Source organism: Pseudoalteromonas sp. C12FD-1, assembly GCF_037414265.1.
In the GTDB taxonomy this organism is placed as follows: domain Bacteria; phylum Pseudomonadota; class Gammaproteobacteria; order Enterobacterales; family Alteromonadaceae; genus Pseudoalteromonas.
Genome location: NZ_JBBEVD010000017.1, coordinates 1 through 302 on the forward strand (window position 1 = coordinate 1; position 302 = coordinate 302).

The 302-nt window shown below is 52.3% G+C and carries 1 protein-coding gene; it reads left to right on the top strand.

The genetic code is table 11. The features are described from left to right. Positions 1 to 302, top strand: a 302-nt coding sequence (locus WDB87_RS00080) for an Ig-like domain-containing protein (protein WP_337848642.1), incomplete at both ends; no start/stop codon positions are given.

A 302-nucleotide genomic window follows, 5' to 3' on the forward strand; every position in this document is an offset into this window, starting at 1 on the left:
ACCGACAGCGACGGCGCTGTACAAACCATCACTACCACTGTTGGCACGGATGGCCATTGGGACATTGAAGTGCCCAGTGCGCTAGCACAAGGTGACTTTACTGTAACGGCCAGTATTAGTGATGCCGCAGGCAATGAGAGCACAGCCAACAGCAGTGGCAATGTTGATACCATCACCCCGGTTGTAACCGTGGATGCACTGGGACTTGGTAACGACAGCACGCCACTTATCAGTGGTACCTCAACAGAGCCTGAAGGCACCGTTGTAAACATTGTTATCACCGACAGTAATGGCGATGAAAC